Origin of the sequence: Streptomyces sp. NPDC093221 (genome assembly GCF_044753885.1) — a bacterium.
Lineage (GTDB): Bacteria > Actinomycetota > Actinomycetes > Streptomycetales > Streptomycetaceae > Actinacidiphila.
This window is the reverse complement of sequence record NZ_JBIVOA010000001.1, coordinates 165,800-185,071: the sequence shown is the minus strand read 5'-3', so window position 1 is coordinate 185,071 and position 19,272 is coordinate 165,800. Positions and strand designations below refer to the sequence as shown.

16 protein-coding genes are annotated in these 19,272 nt (G+C 72.6%); 11 read left to right on the top strand and 5 right to left on the bottom strand.

The genetic code is table 11. The features are described from left to right. Positions 1 to 480: 480 nt before the first annotated feature. On the bottom strand, positions 481 to 744 hold the full coding sequence (locus tag ACIQCJ_RS00800; RefSeq protein ID WP_391158925.1) for a hypothetical protein: 264 nt from the start codon (positions 742 to 744) through the stop codon (positions 481 to 483). 209 nt (positions 745 to 953) lie between these two features. Beyond that, the gene (locus tag ACIQCJ_RS00795; RefSeq protein ID WP_401305366.1) at positions 954 to 1,667 is read right to left on the bottom strand and encodes a bifunctional DNA primase/polymerase; all 714 of its coding nucleotides are present in this window, start codon (positions 1,665 to 1,667) and stop codon (positions 954 to 956) included. A 450-nt stretch (positions 1,668 to 2,117) separates the two neighbouring features. Between ACIQCJ_RS00795 and ACIQCJ_RS00790 the strand changes: the two genes are divergently transcribed. Both ACIQCJ_RS00790 and ACIQCJ_RS00785 read left to right on the top strand, forming a co-directional pair. Further along, positions 2,118 to 4,037 carry a PP2C family protein-serine/threonine phosphatase gene (locus tag ACIQCJ_RS00790; RefSeq protein ID WP_402710280.1) on the top strand — a complete coding sequence of 640 codons (1,920 nt, stop codon included), beginning with the start codon at positions 2,118 to 2,120 and terminating at the stop codon, positions 4,035 to 4,037. 456 nt (positions 4,038 to 4,493) lie between these two features. Then, positions 4,494 to 5,906, top strand: a complete 1,413-nt coding sequence (locus ACIQCJ_RS00785; protein ID WP_402710834.1) for an aminopeptidase P family protein — start codon at positions 4,494 to 4,496, stop codon at positions 5,904 to 5,906. 58 nt (positions 5,907 to 5,964) lie between these two features. Here the strand turns inward: ACIQCJ_RS00785 and ACIQCJ_RS00780 are convergent, their stop codons facing one another. Beyond that, entirely contained in the window at positions 5,965 to 6,408 is a 444-nt protein-coding gene (locus ACIQCJ_RS00780; RefSeq protein WP_391042124.1) for an ATP-binding protein, read from the bottom strand. A 205-nt stretch (positions 6,409 to 6,613) separates the two neighbouring features. Here ACIQCJ_RS00780 and ACIQCJ_RS00775 point away from each other — a divergent pair, with 205 nt between their 5' ends. The 9 genes from ACIQCJ_RS00775 (at position 6,614) to ACIQCJ_RS00735 (ending at position 17,507) form a co-directional block, all read left to right on the top strand. After that, positions 6,614 to 7,480, top strand: coding sequence for a hypothetical protein (locus tag ACIQCJ_RS00775; protein ID WP_355336594.1), 867 nt, complete (start codon positions 6,614 to 6,616; stop codon positions 7,478 to 7,480). Between the two features lie 297 nt (positions 7,481 to 7,777). Next, positions 7,778 to 8,527, top strand: coding sequence for a DUF1775 domain-containing protein (locus tag ACIQCJ_RS00770; protein WP_391042121.1), 750 nt, complete (start codon positions 7,778 to 7,780; stop codon positions 8,525 to 8,527). Positions 8,528 to 8,806: 279 nt separating this feature from the next. Continuing rightward, on the top strand, positions 8,807 to 9,553 hold the full coding sequence (locus tag ACIQCJ_RS00765) for an SCO family protein (protein WP_402710279.1): 747 nt from the start codon (positions 8,807 to 8,809) through the stop codon (positions 9,551 to 9,553). Further along, positions 9,550 to 10,086, top strand: coding sequence for a copper chaperone PCu(A)C (locus ACIQCJ_RS00760; RefSeq protein WP_401305377.1), 537 nt, complete (start codon positions 9,550 to 9,552; stop codon positions 10,084 to 10,086). The genes ACIQCJ_RS00765 and ACIQCJ_RS00760 overlap by 4 nt, the downstream gene beginning before the upstream one ends. 68 nt (positions 10,087 to 10,154) lie before the next feature. Beyond that, positions 10,155 to 12,221, top strand: a complete 2,067-nt coding sequence (locus tag ACIQCJ_RS00755; protein WP_402710278.1) for a copper resistance CopC/CopD family protein — start codon at positions 10,155 to 10,157, stop codon at positions 12,219 to 12,221. A gap of 23 nt (positions 12,222 to 12,244) precedes the next feature. Then, a complete protein-coding gene (gene efeB, locus ACIQCJ_RS00750) occupies positions 12,245 to 13,591 on the top strand; it encodes an iron uptake transporter deferrochelatase/peroxidase subunit (RefSeq protein WP_402710833.1) in 1,347 nt (448 codons plus the stop codon). 79 nt (positions 13,592 to 13,670) lie between these two features. Next, positions 13,671 to 14,600, top strand: coding sequence for a prephenate dehydratase (gene pheA / locus ACIQCJ_RS00745; protein WP_355336599.1), 930 nt, complete (start codon positions 13,671 to 13,673; stop codon positions 14,598 to 14,600). A 658-nt stretch (positions 14,601 to 15,258) separates the two neighbouring features. Then, positions 15,259 to 16,545 (top strand): serine--tRNA ligase, encoded by a 1,287-nt coding sequence (gene serS / locus ACIQCJ_RS00740; protein ID WP_355336600.1) that lies wholly within the window; start codon positions 15,259 to 15,261, stop codon positions 16,543 to 16,545. 110 nt (positions 16,546 to 16,655) lie between these two features. Next, the gene (locus tag ACIQCJ_RS00735; protein WP_401305382.1) at positions 16,656 to 17,507 is read left to right on the top strand and encodes an HAD family hydrolase; all 852 of its coding nucleotides are present in this window, start codon (positions 16,656 to 16,658) and stop codon (positions 17,505 to 17,507) included. Between the two features lie 71 nt (positions 17,508 to 17,578). Here the strand turns inward: ACIQCJ_RS00735 and ACIQCJ_RS00730 are convergent, their stop codons facing one another. Beyond that, positions 17,579 to 18,259 carry a rhomboid-like protein gene (locus ACIQCJ_RS00730; protein WP_355336601.1) on the bottom strand — a complete coding sequence of 227 codons (681 nt, stop codon included), beginning with the start codon at positions 18,257 to 18,259 and terminating at the stop codon, positions 17,579 to 17,581. A gap of 227 nt (positions 18,260 to 18,486) precedes the next feature. Next, positions 18,487 to 19,206 (bottom strand): ABC transporter permease subunit, encoded by a 720-nt coding sequence (locus ACIQCJ_RS00725; RefSeq protein WP_355336760.1) that lies wholly within the window; start codon positions 19,204 to 19,206, stop codon positions 18,487 to 18,489. Positions 19,207 to 19,272: the final 66 nt, after the last annotated feature.

The window sequence follows — 19,272 nt, the reverse complement described above, 5'->3', positions numbered from 1 at the left end:
CCACCCGCCCCGGCGGGGCATTCCGGTCGCCCCCGGACCACCCGCCGGTGGAGGGTTACCCGCGCAGTTCCCCGCGCCCCTGACAGGGCGCACCCCCCTTCGCCCAGGCGGCGAACCGATCCTCTAAGGGGCGCGCGGAACTGCGCCACCAACCACCACGCTCCCGCACGTCACCACCCGCCCCGGCGGGGCAGATCGGGAGGTCTGCGGACCACCGGCCGGTGGGGGTGGGGGCGGCACGGAGGGGGAGGCCGTGATTCCGGTCACAACTCCCGTTGAATCGCGGCTAATCGGCGCCCCGTCGGCGTCGGGGAATTTGCTAACGGACGAAGTCTTGTTACCGTTTGGTCAGCCCGGTCGCTGGTGCATCCCCCGTCGCCAGCGACCGGGCGTTTCCATGCCCGCGGGGCGCCGGACGGCGCTTTTCGCCATGCGAGGGAGACGACGGCGACGCTTTTCGTCGTACCGGTCGGTAGCGGTTCAGGTGCCTTCGGCGGGCGGCGGAAGCATTCCGTAACCGTCCACGGACGTGGTCCTGGCGTGCGGGGCGCCGAGGCCCGCGTGGCCGGAGTGGCCGCCGTGGCCCGGGTGTTCCGAGGGGCCGTCCGTGGCGGCGGCCAGCGGCAGGACGACGGCCAGGGCGGCGACGCTCGCGAGGGCCACCATGCGCAGCCCCGACACATGGTCCTGCGCGACCTGCTGAACGGCCTGCGAATGCGGCTGCGGCTGTGACTTCGGCTCCACGGGCACGACCCCACCTGCGCTCGACGGTTGCGGTCCGCCGAACGTAGCGGGCGGACCGGGGACTTCGGAACGATCAGGCGCCGTTCAGCGCAGGGCCGGGGCCCTCGGCTACCCGAACGAGTGACAGAGCGCGCGGCGAACGACACCGCGCCCGCCCTGAACAGCGTTCAGAACAGGCGCGGTGTCAACGCGGCGCATCAATACGCGGATCAATAGGTGAGCCGGTCGCCGTCCGGCGCGGTCCGGCCCGCGCGGACGAGGGCGTCCACGAGGTCGCCGATCCGCGGCAGCCACGGCGCGGCGCCGCCGAGCCCGACCGGCGCGTCGGGCCCCGTCGCCTCGGCCACCGGGGGCCGCACCCAGCGGAGCTGCCCCGCGCTGCTGCTCGACGGCGGCAGCGCCACGTATCCGCCGTCGCCGTGGTAGCGCAGCGACGTCGGCACCCAGTCCTGGCTGTCGAGGAGTTCGCCCAGCTCGGCGAGCGAGTAGGGCGCGACGAGGATCACGTACCGGGTGGGGGTGGCGACCACCGGGCCGAGCCGTACGCCGAGGCGTTCGATCGCGTCGAGCGCCCGCGTGCCGGCCACCGCGGGCAGGCTCGCCGCGGACACCCGGTCGCCGGTCGCGAGGACCACCGGCGCGTCCGGCCTGCGCGTCCACCACCAGCGCACCATGCGCGGGTCACGGGTGGCGGCCAGGAGTCCCGGCTCGTGCGGATGGGCGCCGGGCACCGGGCAGTTGGGGCGGGCGCAGGCGCACGGCTGCGCACCGGTCGCCCGCCATGTGCCGCGTTTGTCGTATCCGACACCGGGCACCACACGCCATTGCCACTGCTCGGCATAGGTGAGCGCCGCGTCACGCAACGCGGTCCGCCCCTTTCGCGGCAGTGAGAGCTTGCGTCGCCTTCCGAGGATCTCGCGCATCAGCGCTCGTTCCTTTCCGTTAACGCCCAGGGATCTGCCCTTGCACACGTATCTGTCGAGCACGCCGTTCACGAGGCAGCGCATCACGCCGCCGGCCGAGCGTGGAACGTGGCGGTGGGTGGCGTGCGCATGGCGCTTGCTCACTTGCCCCGATCGCGAGCCACTAGTCGTGGATCCCGTTGGGCGCAGCTCCCGCTCGCCACTCGGGGTGGGGTCGGCTGTCAATTGCTTACGTACTACGACGCTTGAGCCGGACTCCGGGTTCCTACCCATCACCCGCAAATATGACGCGCTGTTGGCCGGGATCAGTCGACAGCGCGCATGAGACGGGGGTAGCTCTTTCTGGCCAACCTGCGGCGGTCTGACGGCTACTCCAGGCCACCGGCGCACCACGGCACGTGACGCCGGTCACGTCCCGACACCACTCCGTCTACCAGGACAATCCTGGACATGCCCGCGATTGTGCGTGTACAAGTGGGTTCCTTGGTAGCGACGCGCCACGACATGGGGGTTTGCGATGCTATTGATGCAGATGCGCCGCGCTTTGCGGACGAAAAGCGCGGAATGCCCCATCCATTGGCGACTGGCCGGAAGCCCCCGGCCATGAGCGCCGCTCACATGAAAAAAGTGGCCGGAACAGAGCCACCTCCTTCCGCGGCGGCGCACAATGCGTCCCCCGCGGGAGGCCCCGCGCAGGTCACGGCCGCCTCCGCGGCCCCCGCCGTCTCCCCCGCCGCTCCGCCCGCACCCGCGACGGAACCGGCGGGACCGAGGACGGAACCGGTGACGGGACCGGTGACGGGACCGGCGGCCGATTACACGATCGGTTCCGCACCCGATTCCACGACCGGTTCCGCGACCGCGCCCGTGACCGACCAGGCCGCCGAACCCGCGGCCAAGCCCGTGACCGTACCCGGTGCGGGCCGTCCCCGGGCGCCGGAGCAAGCGGTCGGTGACCGGTACGGCTCCCCCGCCGTGCAGGACCGGCTGGCCTCCTGGGTGTGCGACCTGTCCCTGGTGCACGAGCTGACCGAGCGGCTGGCCCGGACGACCGCGCTGGACGACACGCTGCACGAGGTGCTGCGCGCCGGGGCCACCCTGGTCGGCGCCCGCCGCGGCATGGTCGCGCTGGAGCCGGCCGACGGCCTCGGCCCCGAACGCACCGTCGGCCTCGGCCTCGGCCACGCCGACCTCGGCACGATCGAGACCGTGCCCGTACCCCGTACGTCCGCCTCCGACACCGGCGTGCCGAGTGACGCGAGCGGATCAGGAGCGCGGGACGGGTCAGGAGCGCGGGACGGATCGGGGGCAGAGGACGGATCAGCGGCGAAGGACGGATCGGCGGCGCGGGACGCGGACGGCGAACGCGTCCATGCCGACCTGCTGCACGAACCCGGCCTCGACCGGCGGCACCGCGAGGTCGCCGTCCAGCTCGGCCTCGGCGCGAGCTACGCGCTGCGGCTGACGGCGCAGTCGGCCGGCAGGCTGGGCACGGCCGTGTGGTTCTACGACGAACCCGCGGAACCCGACGACCGGCAGCGCCGCCTGATGGGCCTGTATCTGCGTTTCGCCGCCGAGCACACCGCACGCGTGCTCGACCTGCGGCGCGCACGGGACACCACGGCGGCGCTGGCCGCGGAACTGCTGCCGGAACGGCTGCCGCGCGTCCCCGGCGTACGGCTGGCGGTCAGGCACCGGACGAATCCGCGCGGCGGCGGCGACTGGTACGACGCGCTGCCGCTGCCCGAGGGCGCGCTCGGCCTGGCCGTCGGCGGGGTGACGGGGCGCGGCCCCGGCGCGGTGGCCGCGATGGGACGGCTGCGCGCGAGTCTGCGCGCGTACGCGGTGATGGAGGGCGAGGACCCGGTCGCGGTCCTGTCCGACCTGGAACTGCTGATGCGGCTCACCGAGCCCGCCAGGTCCGCGACGGCGCTGTTCGCGTACGTGGAGGCGGAGGCGGCGAACGGCGGCCCGCGCCCGGCGGGCGGCCCCGGCGGCCGCAAGCTGATCCTGGCGGGCGCGGGACACTGCCCGCCGCTGGTGATCGGCGACCGCCGCTGCGAGTACGTCGAGACGTCGCTGTCCGCGCCGCTCAACATGCTCAGCTGCTGGGAGGCGCCCAGCGTCGAGCTGTACGCGCGGCCCGGCGAGACCCTGGTGCTGTTCACGGACGGGCTGCTGCACCGTACGGGGGAGTCCGCCGACCGGGCGCTCGCCCGGCTGCACGCCGCCGCGCAGAGCGCCCCGCGCCCGGCCCGCGACGACCCCGACCGTCTCGTCGACCACATCCTGCACGCCGTCCTGCCCGACGGCCTCGACCGGTCAGAGGGCGTGGAGGACGTGGTCCTGCTCGCCGTCCGTTTCGACTGAGGCGGACAGAGACGGGCCACTGAGAGACGGGCGGCTGCGGGAGACGGGCGGCTGAGAGACGGGCCCCTGAGAGAGACGGGCCGCGGTCACCCGCGTCCGCTTCGGTCCGCCCGGTCCTGATTCGTGAGCGATTCAGGACCTATGCCCCCCCCCCGCACGCCCTCTTCCGCGCGCACATACGATGCGTAGAGGTCCATAGCGGGTCCCGGCGGGACCTCCAGGCAGCTATGGCGACGACAGCGAGGAGGACAGGACGTGGCCGAGGCCCAGGCACAGCCGGACGAGCAGGTCGAGCGGGTCGGACAGGAGACGCCCGAGACTCCTGAGACGACGGGGACGGCCGTGACGGCGGCCGAGGCGGCCACGGACGCGGCAGTCGAAGCGGCCACCGACGCGGCGGCCACGGCGGACGGCGATGCGGCGGCCACGGACGCGGCGGACGGCGACGACAAGCCGATCAAGCAGCGCAAGAACCGCCTCTACCCGGCTGTCTCCGACGAGCTGGCGGCCGTGATGAAGGCCGACTGGGCCGACACGGAGCTGCACGGCCTGGCCCCGCTGCCGCAGGCCGCGTACGCCGCCGCGCGCCGCGCCGCGCTGTCCGAGCGCTTCCCCGGCGAGCGGATCGTCGTACCGGCGGGCAATCTCCGTACCCGCTCCAACGACACCGAGTACCCCTTCCGGGCGGCCACCGAGTACGCCTATCTGACCGGTGACCAGACGCAGGACGCCGTCCTCGTGCTGGAGCCGCGCAAGGGCGGCGGGCACGCGGCGACCGCGTATCTGCTGCCGCGCTCCAACCGGGAGAACGGCGAATTCTGGCTGGACGGCCAGGGCGAGCTGTGGGTCGGGCGGCGGCACAGCCTCACCGAGGCCGAGCAGTTGCTCGGGATGCCGTGCCGGGACGTCCGCAAGGCCGCGGAGACGCTGCGCGAGGCGGCCGGTCCGGTCCGCGTGGTGCGCGGGCACGACGCGGGCATCGAGGCGGCGCTCACCGACAAGGTGACGGCCGAGCGCGACGCCGAGCTGACCGAATTCCTGTCCGCGCTGCGTGCGGTGAAGGACGAGTTCGAGATCGCCGAGTTGCAGCGGGCGTGCGACTCGACGGCGCGCGGCTTCGAGGACGTCGTCAAGGTCCTGGACAAGGCGGAGGCCACCTCGGAGCGGTACATCGAGGGAACGTTCTTCCTGCGCGCCCGAGTCGAGGGCAACGACGTCGGCTACGGCTCGATCTGCGCCGCGGGCCCGCACGCCACCACCCTGCACTGGGTGCGCAACGACGGCCCGGTCCGCTCCGGCGACCTGCTGCTGCTCGACGCGGGCGTGGAGACCCACCACCTGTACACCGCGGACGTCACCCGCACCCTCCCGATCAGCGGCAGCTTCTCGCCGGTCCAGCGCAAGGTCTACGACGCGGTCTACGAGTCCCAGCAGGCCGGTATCGACGCGGTGAAGCCGGGCGCGGCCTTCCGTGACTTCCACGAGGCGTCGCAGCGCGTGCTGGCCGAGAAGCTGGTCGAGTGGGGGCTGCTCGAAGGCCCGGTCGACCGGGTGCTCGAACTGGCCCTCCAGCGCCGCTGGACGCTGCACGGCACCGGCCACATGCTCGGCATGGACGTCCACGACTGCGCGCACGCGCGGACCGAGGCGTACGTGGACTCCACCCTGGAGCCCGGCATGGTGCTGACGGTCGAGCCCGGCCTGTACTTCCAGGCGGACGACCTGTCGGTGCCCGAGGAGTACCGGGGCATCGGCGTCCGGATCGAGGACGACATCCTGGTGACGGACGACGGCAACCGCAATCTGTCGGAGGCGCTGCCGCGGCGCTCGGACGAGGTCGAGGCGTGGATGGCGGGGCTGCGCGGCTGAACACCGGGCCCAGCCGGTCCCCACCAGCCGGTCCCACCGGAACCGGAGTCGAGTGGCGCTACGACGCCTTCAGCAGGGCGTCGTCACGCCACTTGAGCACCTTGTCGAAGGAGACGACCGTGCCGTGACCCGGCCGGTTCTGGAAGTGGACGTGGTCCACCAGCGCCTCGATGAGGAAGAGTCCGCGTCCGTGCTCGGCCTGCTGGCCCCTGGGGCTCAGCGGCCGGGCCGGGTGGCGGAAGCGGTCGCGGGGGAATCCGGGACCGGAGTCGGCGACCTCGATACGGCACTGGTCGCCGTCGATCCGCGCGGTGACGCTGTACTCCGTGCCCGATCCGGCGTGTTCGACGGCGTTGGCACACGCTTCCGAGAGGGCCACCGCCAGGTCGAAGGAGATGTCCGGATCGACTCCGGCCGTCTCCATGGTCCCGATCAGCAGCCTTCTGGCCAGCGGAACGCTCGCAGCCTCGCGCCGCAAATGGAGTGACCACCAGATGCTCATGCTCCAGCCTCCTGGCTGCGGCTCGACATAAGGTTACGTATTGCCGCGAAGAGCGTCCCGTAAGCGCGATGTTGACGTGATATCGCTCATTCGGCGGATGCCCATGCCCGGCGTACGGGTGTAAGGGGACTTCACGCGCACACCCCCGCGAGCCGGACACCCGCCGTATCCGCCCGGAGCGCGCGGTGAGAAGATGACCGCCGTCATGACTGCCACGCGGGGCTCCGTCCCCTCCGTGCGCGCCGGCGCCGGAATGCGACTGCTGCGGGCCGCGGTGTTCACCGCGGTCTGCGTCGTGCTGGCCGCGGTCGGGCACGCGATGGCGTCCGGCCGCACCGTGCCGGTGTGGGCGCTGGTCGTCGGCTGGCTCTCGGTCTTCGCGGTCGTGGCGCCGCTCGCGGGGCGCGAACGCACCCTGCCCGGCATCGCCGCCGCCCTCGCCGTCGGACAGCTCGCGCTGCACAGCGTCTTCAACGCCGGGCAGATGTGCGCGAGTACGACGGCCGCCGGGCACGGCGGCGGCGCGGGGTCCGGCTCCGGCGGCCTGCTGGCCGTCGCGGCCCGGCTGGTCTGCGGGAGCACGGCCGCGGCGCCGCTCACCCCGCGGAAGGCGCAGTGGGTCGTCCAGCAGGCGGGGCTCGACCCGTCCGCGATGGGCGCGCCCGTGCACACCCCGGGCATGGACATGAGCGGCGGTACGGCCGCGGGCGGTACGGGAAGCGTCGCGCACGCCGTGATGTCGCTGCCCTTCTGCTCCCTGCCGATGTTCCTCGGCCACCTGCTCGCCGCCGTGGTGGCGGGCTGGGTGCTGCGGCGCGGCGAGGCGGCGCTCTGGCGGCTGATACGGCTGTCGGTGCGCGGCGCCGCCGAGTTGGCCGCGCTCTCGCCCGCCGTACTGCGCCGCGCCCACGCGCTGCTGTCCGCGCTCGCGGCGCAGGCGGCCGGGACCGCGGGCGTACGGCCGCGGCGGCGCTGCACGGCGGACGCGACGGCGGCCAGGCACCGCACGGTGTGGCTGCTGCGGCACTCGCTGGCCAGGCGCGGGCCGCCGTTCGGCCTCGCGGCGGTCTGACGCGACGCACCCCCGCTGACTCCCCCTTGGCGTAGGCCCCCGGGGACTCGCAGGTCCTTGCGGACCTGAGAGGCCCTCACTGGGCTGATGAGCCCATCGGTCCTACGTAGGTCCATAGGACTTATACGGCATAGGTCCATAGGACTTACGCCGCCTTCCAGGGAGCACGGCGACGGTGGCGCGCGGGTCCGCCCACGCCTCCGCCGACCGCGGGCGCCTGACGCGCCGTGGTCCGCGGTTCCATGCCACCGTCAGCCCACTTCCCACAGACCTGTGGAGAACTGGAGCACCCTCGTAATGAGCAGCTCACGTATGCGCGGCCGTGCCGCGACCATCGCCGCCCTCGCCGGTGCCACCGTTCTGCTGGCCGCCGTGCCCGCCTTCGCGCATGTCACGGTGACGCCGAACAGCGCGGCCCAGGGCAGTTACAGCACGGTCGCCTTCAAGGTGCCGAACGAGGAGGACAGCGCGTCCACGACGAAGGTCGAGGTCAATCTGCCCACCGACCACCCGGTCGCCTCGGTCTCGATCCAGCCGGTGCCCGGCTGGACGGCGCAGGTGACGAAGTCGAAGCTGGCGACCCCGCTGAAGTCGGACGACGGCACCATCGACGAGGCGGTCACGAAGATCACCTGGAGCGGCGGGAAGATCGCGCCGGGCCAGTTCCAGCAGTTCCCCGTGTCGTTCGGGCCGCTGCCCGCCACCACCGACGCGCTGGTCTTCAAGACGCTCCAGACGTACGACAACGGTGACATCGTGCGCTGGATCGACGTGCCGAAGGAGGGCCAGGCCGAGCCGCAGCACCCGGCGCCGACCCTGAAGCTGACGGCGGCGGCGGCCTCCGACGGCTCATCGGCCACGCCGAGCGTGACGGCGACCCCGGCCGCCGACGCCAAGTCCGGCGGCTCGTCCGCCGGTACGCAGGCGGCCTCGTCCGACACGAGCGACGGGACCGCCCGTGCGCTGGGCGTCGCCGGAATCGTGGTCGGCGCGATCGGGATCGGCTACGGCGTCTTCGCCGGTCGCCGCCGCAACCCGTCGGCCTGACGCCGGACGCCTGACGGCCGGTCCGGCCGACGGCTCCGGCCGACGGCTGGTCCGACCGACGGCTGGTCCGACCGACGGCTGGTCCGGCTGACGGCCGGCGCCGGTCCTCGCTCGACCGGTGTCGGCCGGATCGCCGGATTCACCTGTAGCACCTGAAGCACCTGCTCCACCGGATCCACCGGACCGCTCGCGGTCCCGTTCGACCCGAACAGCCCGCTGGGCGGCCACGCGAGCCGTGGCCGCCCGGCACCACCCGTCCACTGAAGGGGCATCACCTTCATGCGCACCACCCGCTCCACCCGCACGACCGCTTCCCCGCGCACGACCGGCACGTCCGGCACGACCCGTACGCGCACCCGCACCCGTGCCCGTACCAGCGCCGTGACCGGGGCCGCCGCGCTCGCCGTCGCGGGGGCGCTGCTGCTGTCCGGCTGCGGCGGCTCCGGCGACTCGTCGGCGAACGCCAATGTGGCGGCGGTGTCCGCCGAAGCGCCGCAGAAGGCGGGCACGCTGCTCGACACGCCGTTCACGAAGCCCGCGCTCGTGCTGACCGACAACCAGGGCAAGCCGTACGACCTGGTGAAGGAGACCGCGGGCCACCCGATGCTGCTCTTCTTCGGCTACACACACTGCCCCGACGTCTGCCCGACGACCATGAGCGACCTCGCGCTGGCCAAGGCGAAGCTGCCGAAGGCCGACCAGGACGCGCTGCGGGTCGTCTTCGTCAGCACCGACCCGGAGCGCGACACCCCTGCGCGGCTGACGGCGTGGCTCGGCGCGATGGACAAGTCCTTCATCGGACTGACCGGTAAGTTCGACGCCATCCAGGCCGCGGCCCGCTCGGTCGGCGTCGGCATCGACCCGCCGGTCAAGGAGAAGGACGGCAGCGTCACCGTCACGCACGGCGCCGAGGTGCTGGCCTTCTGGCCCAAGGACGACAAGGCGCACGTCCTCTACATGTCGGGGACGACGGCCGGGCAGTTCGCGGCCGACCTGCCGAAGATCGTCAGGAGCGAGGCGCCGTGAGGCGGCGCGCGCTGCTGGGCGCCGTCGCCGGTGTCGCGGCGGTGGCGCTGGCGACCGGCGCGGGCGTCGCGCTGAGCGACGGATCGTCCGGGTCCGGCGCCGGGTCCGACAAGGCGTCCGGCAGCGCGTCCGGCAAAGGGTCGGGCAGCGGGTCCGGCAAAGTGTCGGTGAGCGGCGGGTACATACCGCAGCCGCTGCTGACCGACGAGGCCGCCGCGTACGTCACCGTCGCCAACGCCGGGGGCGGGGACGCCGAACTCACCTCGGTCAGCACACCGCTGGCCGCGCACGTCACCCTGCACAGCACGACCGGCACCACCATGCGCCAGGTGACGGCCCTGACCGTACCGGCGGGCGGCACCCTCACCCTCGGCACCGGGGGCGACCACATGATGCTGGAGAACCTCACCCACAAGCCGCGGGTCGGTGAAACAGTCACCCTGCGACTCCACTTCGCCCACGCCACGCCCGCCACGGTCACGGTCACCGTGCCCGTCGAGGCGACGACGTACCGCCCGGACCCGAAGGGCTGACCGCAGTGAACCCAGCGACGCCAGCGCGCACAGCGCCCGCAGCGAAGAAGAACGCCCGGTTGCCACGTTTGAGGCCACCACGTCGCCAGACCGGCGGGCGGCGGCTGGCGGCGCTCGCGGCCTGCCTCGGCGGGCTGCTCGCGCTGCTGCTCGGCGTCGCTGCGCCCGCGTCCGCGCACGCGGCGCTGCTCCGTACCGACCCGGCCGACGGCTCGGTCGTGCAGAGCGCGCCGCAGCGCGTGGTGCTCACCTTCTCGGAGGGCGTGCTGCTGTCGGCGGACTCGCTGCGCGTGCTCGACCCGCAGGGCAAGGACGTGGCGGTCGGCAGGCCGCAGCACGACAGCGGCAAGGACTCCGGGTCCACGGCCACCGTCGGGCTGCGGCCGGGCATCGGCAACGGCACGTACACCGTGGCGTGGAAGGCGGTGTCGCAGGACAGCCACCCGGTGGCCGGGGCGTTCACCTTCTCGGTCGGCGCGGCCTCCAAGACCAGCGTCGACCTGTCGGGCGCGGCGGCGGCGGGCGGCGGCGCGGCGTCCACGCTCTACGGGATCGCCCGCTACTTCGCCTACGCCGGTTTCGCGCTGCTGGTCGGGAGCGCGGTGTTCCTGTCCGTGTGCTGGCCGCGCGGCGCCCTGCTGCGTCCCATGCGGCGGATCGCGGCGGGCGGCTGGGCGACGCTGGTCGCGGCCACCATCGCGCTGCTGATGCTGCGCGGCCCGTACGCCAACGGCACCGGGCTCGGCGACGCGGTCGACCCCGATGTGATGCGCGCGGTGCTGGAGACCCGGCCGGGCGCGGCGCTCGTCTCCCGGCTGCTGCTGCTCGCGGCGGCGGCCGTCTTCCTCGCCGTGCTCTTCGGCAGCTACGCCAAGCGCGAGGACCCGGAGGAACGCGCCGACCTGGCCTGGGGTCTGGGCATCGGCGGCACGGTCGTCGCGATCGGCATCGCCGCCACCTGGGCGATGGCCGAGCACGCCTCCGTCGGCATCCAGCGGCAGGTCGCGATGCCGGTCGACATCGTCCACCTGCTGTCCATGGCGGTCTGGCTGGGCGGGCTCATCACCCTGCTGACCGCGCTGTTCGCCCGCTCCACCGCCGGTACGGTCGAGCCGTACGCCGTGCGCCGCTTCTCCCTCATCGCGCTCACCGCCGTGACGACCCTGATCGGCACCGGCACGTACCAGGCGTGGCGGCAGATGGGCAGTTGGGCGGCCTTCTTCGACACCCACTACGGGCAGCTGCTCTTCATCAAGATCTGGCTGGTGTGCGCGCTGGTCGGCGTGGCCTGGTTCTCGCGGCGCTGGACGCGGGAGCTGGGGGTGACGCCGGTGGCGCGGACGGAGGCGGTGGCGTCCGCGGTGGGGGCTCCGGCCGCCGCGTCCGCCGGTACGGCGTCGGGTACGGGGTCCGGTACCGGGTCCGGTACGGGTTCCGCCAGGGGCAAGGGCTCCGGTACGGGTTCGGGTTCGGGTTCGGGTTCGGGTTCGGGTTCGGGTTCGGATTCCGCCGTGGCGGGTACGGGGTCCGGCTCCGAGGACCCGGCGCGGGCCGCGCAGTTGCGGCGGCAGCAGGACGCGCGGGACTCGGCGAAGGCGAAGAAGGTGCGCGACGCGGATCCCGCGCGCAACCGGCTCCGGCGTTCGGTCCTGATAGAGGTCGGCATCGCCGTCGTCCTGCTGACCGTCACCACGATGCTGACCGGCTCGCAGCCGGGCCGGGCCGCGGAGGAGCAGAAGGACCTCAAGGCGCCGCCCGCGGCGACCGGCGGCGGGAACGCGACGGCCCCGACCGAGGTCGTCCTGTCCATCCCGTACGACACCGGCGGTCCCCACGGCAAGGGCACGGCGGGCCTGACGGTCTCCCCCGCCCGGTCGGGCGCCAACGAGGTCCACCTCTTCCTCAGCACGCCCGCCGGAAGCTCGGTGGACGTGCCGGAGGTGCGCCTCCAGTTCACGCTGCCGGCCAAGAAGATCGGCCCCATCGACGTCCCCTTGCAGCACCTGACGGTGGGCCACTGGACCGCGGCGGGCGTCCAACTGCCGCTGCCGGGCGCCTGGCAGGTGGCCGTCACCGTCCGCACCTCGGACATCGACGAAGTGACGGAGACGAGGAACATGCAGGTCAACCCGTGAAGTCATCCGATTCGGCGGAAGACGTGAAGCCCGCGGAGTCCGTGCGGACCGAGGACGCGGCCCCCGCCGGGCTCAGCAGGCGGCGGCTGCTCGGTACGGCCGGGGCCGCGGGCGCGGCCGGACTGGTCGTCGGCGGCGGTGCCGGTGCGGGCGTCGCGCGGGCCGCGCGGGACGAGCCGGTCGCGCTGAGCACGGTCGGTTCCGCGTACGTCCCCTTCGAGGGCGCGCGGCAGGCCGGAATAGTCGGGCCCGCGCAGGCCGTCGGCCACCTCGTCGCCTTCGACCTGGTACCGGGCGCGGACCGCAAGGCCGCCGCCGCGCTGCTGCGCCGCTGGTCGGACGCGGTACGGACGATGACGCGACCGGGAACGACGATGACGCGACCCGGAACACAGTCGGGGACGCGGAGCGGCACCTCGCCTGGGGGCCGGGACGCGCTGCCCTCGTCGTACGACGATCAGATCGCGTACGACGCCGGGCCGTCCTCGCTGACGGTCACCTTCGGTTTCGGCCGGAGCTTCTTCGGCCGTACGGGGCTGACCGGGCGGTTGCCCGGGGCGCTGGCGCCGCTGCCGGACTTCGCGGGCGACGCCCTCGACCCGAAGCGGAGCAACGGCGATCTGTGGGTGCAGATCGGCGCGGACGACGCGTTGGTCGCCTTCCACGCGCTGCGCGTGCTCCAGAAGGCGGCGCGGGACACCGCCGGGGTGCGCTGGCAGATGAACGGGTTCAACCGGACGCCGGGCGCGACCGCGCACCCGATGACCGGGCGCAATCTGATGGGCCAGATCGACGGGACCAACAATCCGAAGCCGACCGACGCCGATTTCGATCAGCGGATCTTCGTACCGGCGGGCGGCTCCGCCGACTCCGGCTCCCCGGCCTGGATGGCGGGCGGTTCGTACGCCGTCGTCCGCCGCATCCGGATGCTGCTGGACTCCTGGGACCATCTGTCGGTGGCCCGGCAGGAGAAGGTGATCGGGCGCCGCAAGTCGGACGGGGCGCCGCTGTCGGGCGGCACCGAGACCACACCGGTCGACCTGGCGAAGGTCGGCGCGGACGGCGCCCTGGCCATCGCGGGCGACGCGCACGTCCGGGTCGCGGCCCCGGCCTCCAACGGCGGCGCCGCCATGCTTCGGCGGGCGTTCTCGTACCACGACGGCATCGGGACGGACGGGACTCCGGACGCCGGGCTGCTCTTCGTGGCCTGGCAGGCCGATCCGCTCAAGGGTTTCGTGCCGGTGCAGCGCAAGCTGGACGGCGGCGACGGCCTCTCGCGCTTCCTGCGGCACGAGGCGAGCGGACTCTTCGCGGTGCCGGGCGGCTGCGGGCCCGGAGAATACGTGGGTCAGCGGCTGCTCGAAGGGTGATCGCACGATCTGGTGGCGGTGTTCCGGGCTGATGAACAGACCGGCATTCCGGGTCGGTGCGGGCCATTAGGCTGAACGCATGTCGCCAGCGAGCCGTTATACCTATCTGGGTCCCGAAGGCACGTTCACCGAGGCCGCGCTGCGGCTGCTGCCCGAGGCCGCCACGCGCGAGCTGGTACCGATGGTGTCGGTGCCCGCGGCGCTCGACGCGGTGCGCAACGGCGAGGCGGGCGGTGCGCTGGTCCCGATCGAGAACTCCGTCGAGGGCGGCATCACCGCCACGCTCGACGAGCTGGCGTTCGGCGACCCGCTGATGATCTACCGCGAGGTGCTGCTGCCGATCGCCTTCGCGCTGCTGGTCAGGCCGGGCACCGCGCTGTCCGACGTGAAGACGGTGACCGGGCACCCGGCCGCGCAGTCTCAGGTGCGCAACTGGCTGTCGGGCAATCTGCCCGACGCGGTGTGGGAGTCGGCCGCGTCGAACGCGGACGGCGCGCGGCTGGTGCAGGAGGGCCGCTTCGACGGCGCCTTCGCGGGCGAGTTCGCGGCGCCGACGTACGGTCTCGAACCGCTGGCCACCGACATCCGCGACGCGCAGAACGCGACGACGCGCTTCGTGCTCGTCGGGCGTCCGGCGCGGCTGGCGGCGCCGACCGGCGCGGACAAGACGTCGGCGGTGTTCTGGCTGCGCGACGACCACCCCGGCGCGCTGCTCGAACTCCTCCAGGAGTTCGCGATCCGCGGGGTGAACCTGATGCGGATCGAGTCCCGGCCGACCGGTCGCGGCCTCGGTCAGTACTGCTTCTCGGTGGACGCCGAGGGTCACCTCACGGACCGCCGGGTCGGCGAGACGCTGATGGGGCTGCGCCGCCGCTGCCTGAACGTCCGCTTCCTCGGTTCGTACCCCCGGGCCGACGAGGTCGAGGTGCGGGTGGCGCGGGGAACGACGGACTCGGAGTTCACGGACGCGGCGGACTGGCTGAACCGGGCGCTGGACGGGCGGGCCTGAGGCGGGTGCTGGACGGGCGGCCCTGAGGCGGGCGGGCCTGAACCGGGCAGGTCTGAACCGGGCAGGTCTGAACCGGGCAGGGCGTGTTCTTCCACCGTGGGGAAAAGTTATCCACAGGCTTCGAGCGCAGCCTGTGGGTAACTGGGGACATGTCGACACAGCAACCCGACCTAGTCGACAAATCTGTACACAGACACCATCGCTGTCCACAGCGGGGCAGGTCACCCCTCGTCACCCCAATTCCCCCGACCAACTCTCCCGAGGGAACACTTCTCACTCGAAAGTGAGTGTGGAACGGGTTTGAAGGGGGAATCCATAGCCGAGCATCGAGCCCGGTCGAAAGATCTCCCTCCTTCTCCACAGATCTTCCCCACACCCTGTGGACAAAGAATGGAAATCCCCAGCAGCCTGTGGATAACTTTCGGCCGGACGACCCCCGGGAGGCCCTGGAAGGCCCCGCCGGAGCCCCGGCGGCGATGATCAACTCCGGTTCTCCACAGGCGCGATGACCCGGGGGAGGGACGCGGCGAATTTGGTTGACCGTCCCCCCTTTCTCCCCTTTACGGAATTTCCTCGCTTTACCCCCGAAGCGGACAAAGCACACCATAAAGTCCGTAAGTTGTCGCGGCCGATGCCCGCTCCCCGGTAACCTGGTCGCGTGATTGACCTTCGTCTGCTTCGTGAGGACCCCGACCGTGTGCGCGCCTCGCAGCGCGCCCGTGGAGAGGACGTCGCGCTCGTCGACTCCCTCCTCTCCGCCGACGAGCGGCGCAGGTCGTCCAGTACCCGCTTCGACGAGCTGCGCGCCGAGCAGAAGCAGCTCGGCAAGCTGATCCCGAAGGCGCAGGGCGAGGAGAAGGCCGAGCTGCTCAAGCGGACCGGCGAGCTGTCGGCCGCCGTCAAGGCCGCCGACGCCGAACAGCACGAGGCGGCGGAAGAGGCCCAGCGGCTCCTGCTCCAGCTCGGCAACCTCGTCCACCCGGACGCGCCGATCGGCGGCGAGGAGGACTTCGTCGTCCTCGAACAGCACGGCGCGCCGCGCGACTTCGCCGCCGAGGGCTTCACCCCCAAGGACCACCTGGAGCTGGGCGAACTGCTCGGCGCCATCGACGTCGACCGCGGCGCCAAGGTGTCCGGCTCGCGCTTCTACTACCTGACCGGTGTCGGCGCCCTGCTCGAACTGGCCCTGGTCAACGCGGCCGTCGCGCAGGCCACCGCCGCCGGCTTCACGCCCGTCCTGACCCCGACCCTGGTCAAGCCGTCCGCGATGGCGGGCACCGGCTACCTCGGCCAGGTCGAGGACGACGTCTACTACCTGGAGAAGGACGACCTGTACCTGGTCGGCACCTCCGAGGTCCCGCTCGCCGCGTACCACATGGACGAGATCATCGACGCGGGCAAGCTGCCGCTGCGCTACGCCGGTTTCTCGCCCTGCTACCGGCGCGAGGCGGGCTCGTACGGCAAGGACACCCGCGGCATCATCCGCGTCCACCAGTTCGACAAGGTGGAGATGTTCGTCTACACCACGCCGGAGGACGCGGAGGCCGAGCACCAGCGGCTGCTGGCCTGGGAGAAGCAGTGGCTGTCCGCGCTCGAGCTGCCGTTCCAGGTGATCGAGCTGGCCTCGGGCGACCTGGGCTCCTCGGCGTCGCGGAAGTTCGACTGCGAGGCGTGGATCCCGACGCAGGGCAAGTACCGCGAGCTGACCTCGACGTCGAACACGACCGAGTACCAGTCCCGCCGCCTGTCGATCCGGCTGCGTGACGAGAAGGGCACCCGGCCGCTGGCCACGCTGAACGGCACGCTGTGCGCGGTGCCGCGGACGATCGTGGCGATCCTGGAGAACCACCAGCTCGCGGACGGTTCCGTACGGGTGCCGGAAGTGCTGCGGCCGTACCTGGGCGGCCGGGAGCTGCTGGAGCCCGTCACGTCCAGCGCCAAGTGAGCGAGTCGGAGGCCGGGGCCCTCGCCGGTACGGGACCGGGTGCGGGGGCCGCGGACAGAGCCGAAGCCGTGACCGGCGCCGGAACGGTCACCGGAGCCGCGGACAGAGCCATGGACAGGGCCGCGCACAGGGCTCCGGCCGCCGACGCGACCGACGCGGCGCGGCTTCCGTACCGGATGGTCGCCACCGACCTGGACGGGACGCTGCTGCGCGGCGACAACACCGTCTCGCGGGTGACGAGGGACGCGCTCGCCGCGACGGTGGCGGCGGGCGCGGTGCACATCATCGTCACCGGCCGCTCGGTGCCGTGGACCCGGCACGTACTGGACGACCTCGGGTACGAGGGCCTGGCGGTCTGCGGCCAGGGCGCGCAGCTCTACGACGCGGGCGCGCACCGGCTGCTGACCTCGGTCACCCTCGACCGGCAACTCGCCGGGCTCGCGCTGGCCAAGATCGAGGCCGAGGTGGGCCCGCTGTTCCTCGCGGCCAGCCGCGACGGCCTGGCCGGCGACGTCCTGATCGGCGAGGGGTACCGGTACAACCCCGAGCTGCCGGTCATCCTCATGTCGGACCCGGCCGAGCTGTGGTCCGCGCCCATCAACAAGCTGTACATACAGCACCCGGAGCTGGGGGACGACGGTCTGGCGCGGGCCGCCCGCGAGGTGGCCGGTGACCTGGTGGGCGTGACGATGGCGGGCGAAGGGATCGTGGAGCTGCTGCCGCTCGGCCTCACCAAGGCGACCGGGCTCTCGCTGGCCGCGCGGCGGCTCGGCGTGACGGCCGCCGAGACGATCGCCTTCGGTGACATGCCCAACGACCTGCCGATGTTCGCCTGGGCGGGGTACGGCGTGGCGATGGCCAACGCCCATCCGGAGCTGCGGCGGGTCGCCGACGAGGTGACGCTGTCGAACGACGAGGACGGCATCGCGGTGGTGCTGGAACGGCTCTTCGGGCCGTTCTGAACGGCCCGGCCGGGTGTGCCGGAGGCCGGGTCGGGGCGTGTCGGGGCGGGGTCGCGGCGGGGGCACGGCGCTCAGGCGGTCTTCTCGCGGGCGCGCCCCGGCGGCGTGATCGCGTAACAGCTCAGGCCGATCAGCGCGGCCGTGAAGTGGCCGAGGTCGGTGTAGGTCGCGTCGCCGAGCAGCGGATAGCCGAAGAAGCCCAGCACGCCGAGGAGATATCCCCAGCGCCAGGGGCGCGGCACCAGATACGTGAGGACGCCGACGATGCCCGCGAGGCCGTAGCTGACCCCGATGTCCACGGTGTGCGCGAGGGAGCGCGGCAGCCGCTGGTCCCTGATGCCGAACATGACGGCCTTCTCGCTGACGAGCGTCGCGCCGATGTGCGCGGTCGCGACGACGACCAGCCAGCGCCAGGTGCCGAGCCAGCGTTCGGCCGGGGCGTGGATCAGCTCGAAGAGGAAGAAGTAGAGGACGAGGCCCGAGGGCGTCTCTATCCACAGGGCACTGGCGAACAGCACCCGCAGCGGGTGCTGCCGCAGCTGGACCAGGTTGGTGCTGACGTGGTGCAGCAGATACGAGCGGACGTGCGGCGACACGACGGCGACGATGCCGCTGGTGATGATCAGGATCAGCAGCCAGATGTGGGTGCCGGGCGAGGCACGTATCCATTGCGCGGCGAAGCGCCGCGCGTCACGCGGGGTGACGCGGCGGCGCTCGCGGGCGGCGGTGGAGGACTCGTGAGCCGGGGCCATCGCGACCAGTCTTCACCGATCACAGCCGGGCTGCGACTCGCTCCCTTCCATTGACACCGCATTCACAGCTTGCGCCGCCGTCACACCGTGTTCCCGTTCCCGCGGGTGGTCTTTTCCCTGCCGGTGCCTCGGCCCCGGTCCCTTCCCTGCCGGTGCCTCGGCCCCGGTCCCTTCCCTGCGGGTGCCTCGGCCCCGGTCCCTTCCCTGCGGGTGACGTACCCCGGTCCCTACTCCTCACCCGCGAGCTTGAGGGTGCGCAGCTTGTGTCCGGCGAACCAGGTGGTGCCGACGGTGACCACCGCGAGCAGCACGATCGCGGTCGGCAGACCGACGTCGGAGCTGACGATGCCGCCGTGGCCCAGCTTCTGCGCGACCGCGAGCGACCACTGCTGGACGCTGAGGGTCCTGGCGCCCGGCACCACATTGCCGATGACGGACTCCCAGACCAGGGCGTAGACCAGGCCGACGATCACCGCGTGCCGGGTGAGGACGCCCAGCATCAGGAAGATCGCCGCGTAGGCGACGGACGCGACGGCGGCGGCGACCCCGAAGGCGACCGCGACGTTCTGCCCGTTGCCGTTGAGGATGAATCCGGCGAGCAGAGTGGGGATGGCGGAGAAGGCGGCGACCACGCCTATCGCCACGATGAGCTTGGTGGACACGATCGTGGACCGTCTGATCGGCTTGGCCAGCAGGTAGACGATCGCGCCGTCGTCGATCTCCGGGCCGATCGCACCGGTGCCGGCGATGACGCCGACCAGCGGGACCATCGCGCTGAGCGCGAAGCCCTGGAGGATGTCGTTGGCGGTGGAGTCGTCCGCGCCGGTCAGCGCGCGGACCGCGACGGAGATGATCAGCAGCAGCATCGGCAGCGCGAAGAGCAGCAGGGCGCGGCGGCGGCCGAGCAGCGCGCGGTAGGTGAGCCGGGCCACGGTGGGGTGGAACACGGCGGGCCCTGAGCGGGCGGGGGCCGCGGCCCTGCCGCTCGGCGGCGCGGGGGTCTGAGTGGCGGA

Coding starts and splice junctions, on each gene's coding strand:
- ACIQCJ_RS00795 (WP_401305366.1), bottom strand. CDS start 1,667: ATGCGCGAGATCCTCGGAAGGCGACGCAAGCTCTCACTGCCGCGAAAG.
- ACIQCJ_RS00790 (WP_402710280.1), top strand. CDS start 2,118: ATGCCCGCGATTGTGCGTGTACAAGTGGGTTCCTTGGTAGCGACGCGC.
- ACIQCJ_RS00780 (WP_391042124.1), bottom strand. CDS start 6,408: ATGAGCATCTGGTGGTCACTCCATTTGCGGCGCGAGGCTGCGAGCGTT.
- ACIQCJ_RS00775 (WP_355336594.1), top strand. CDS start 6,614: ATGACTGCCACGCGGGGCTCCGTCCCCTCCGTGCGCGCCGGCGCCGGA.
- ACIQCJ_RS00770 (WP_391042121.1), top strand. CDS start 7,778: ATGAGCAGCTCACGTATGCGCGGCCGTGCCGCGACCATCGCCGCCCTC.
- ACIQCJ_RS00765 (WP_402710279.1), top strand. CDS start 8,807: ATGCGCACCACCCGCTCCACCCGCACGACCGCTTCCCCGCGCACGACC.
- pheA (WP_355336599.1), top strand. CDS start 13,671: ATGTCGCCAGCGAGCCGTTATACCTATCTGGGTCCCGAAGGCACGTTC.
- ACIQCJ_RS00735 (WP_401305382.1), top strand. CDS start 16,656: ATGGACAGGGCCGCGCACAGGGCTCCGGCCGCCGACGCGACCGACGCG.
- ACIQCJ_RS00730 (WP_355336601.1), bottom strand. CDS start 18,259: ATGGCCCCGGCTCACGAGTCCTCCACCGCCGCCCGCGAGCGCCGCCGC.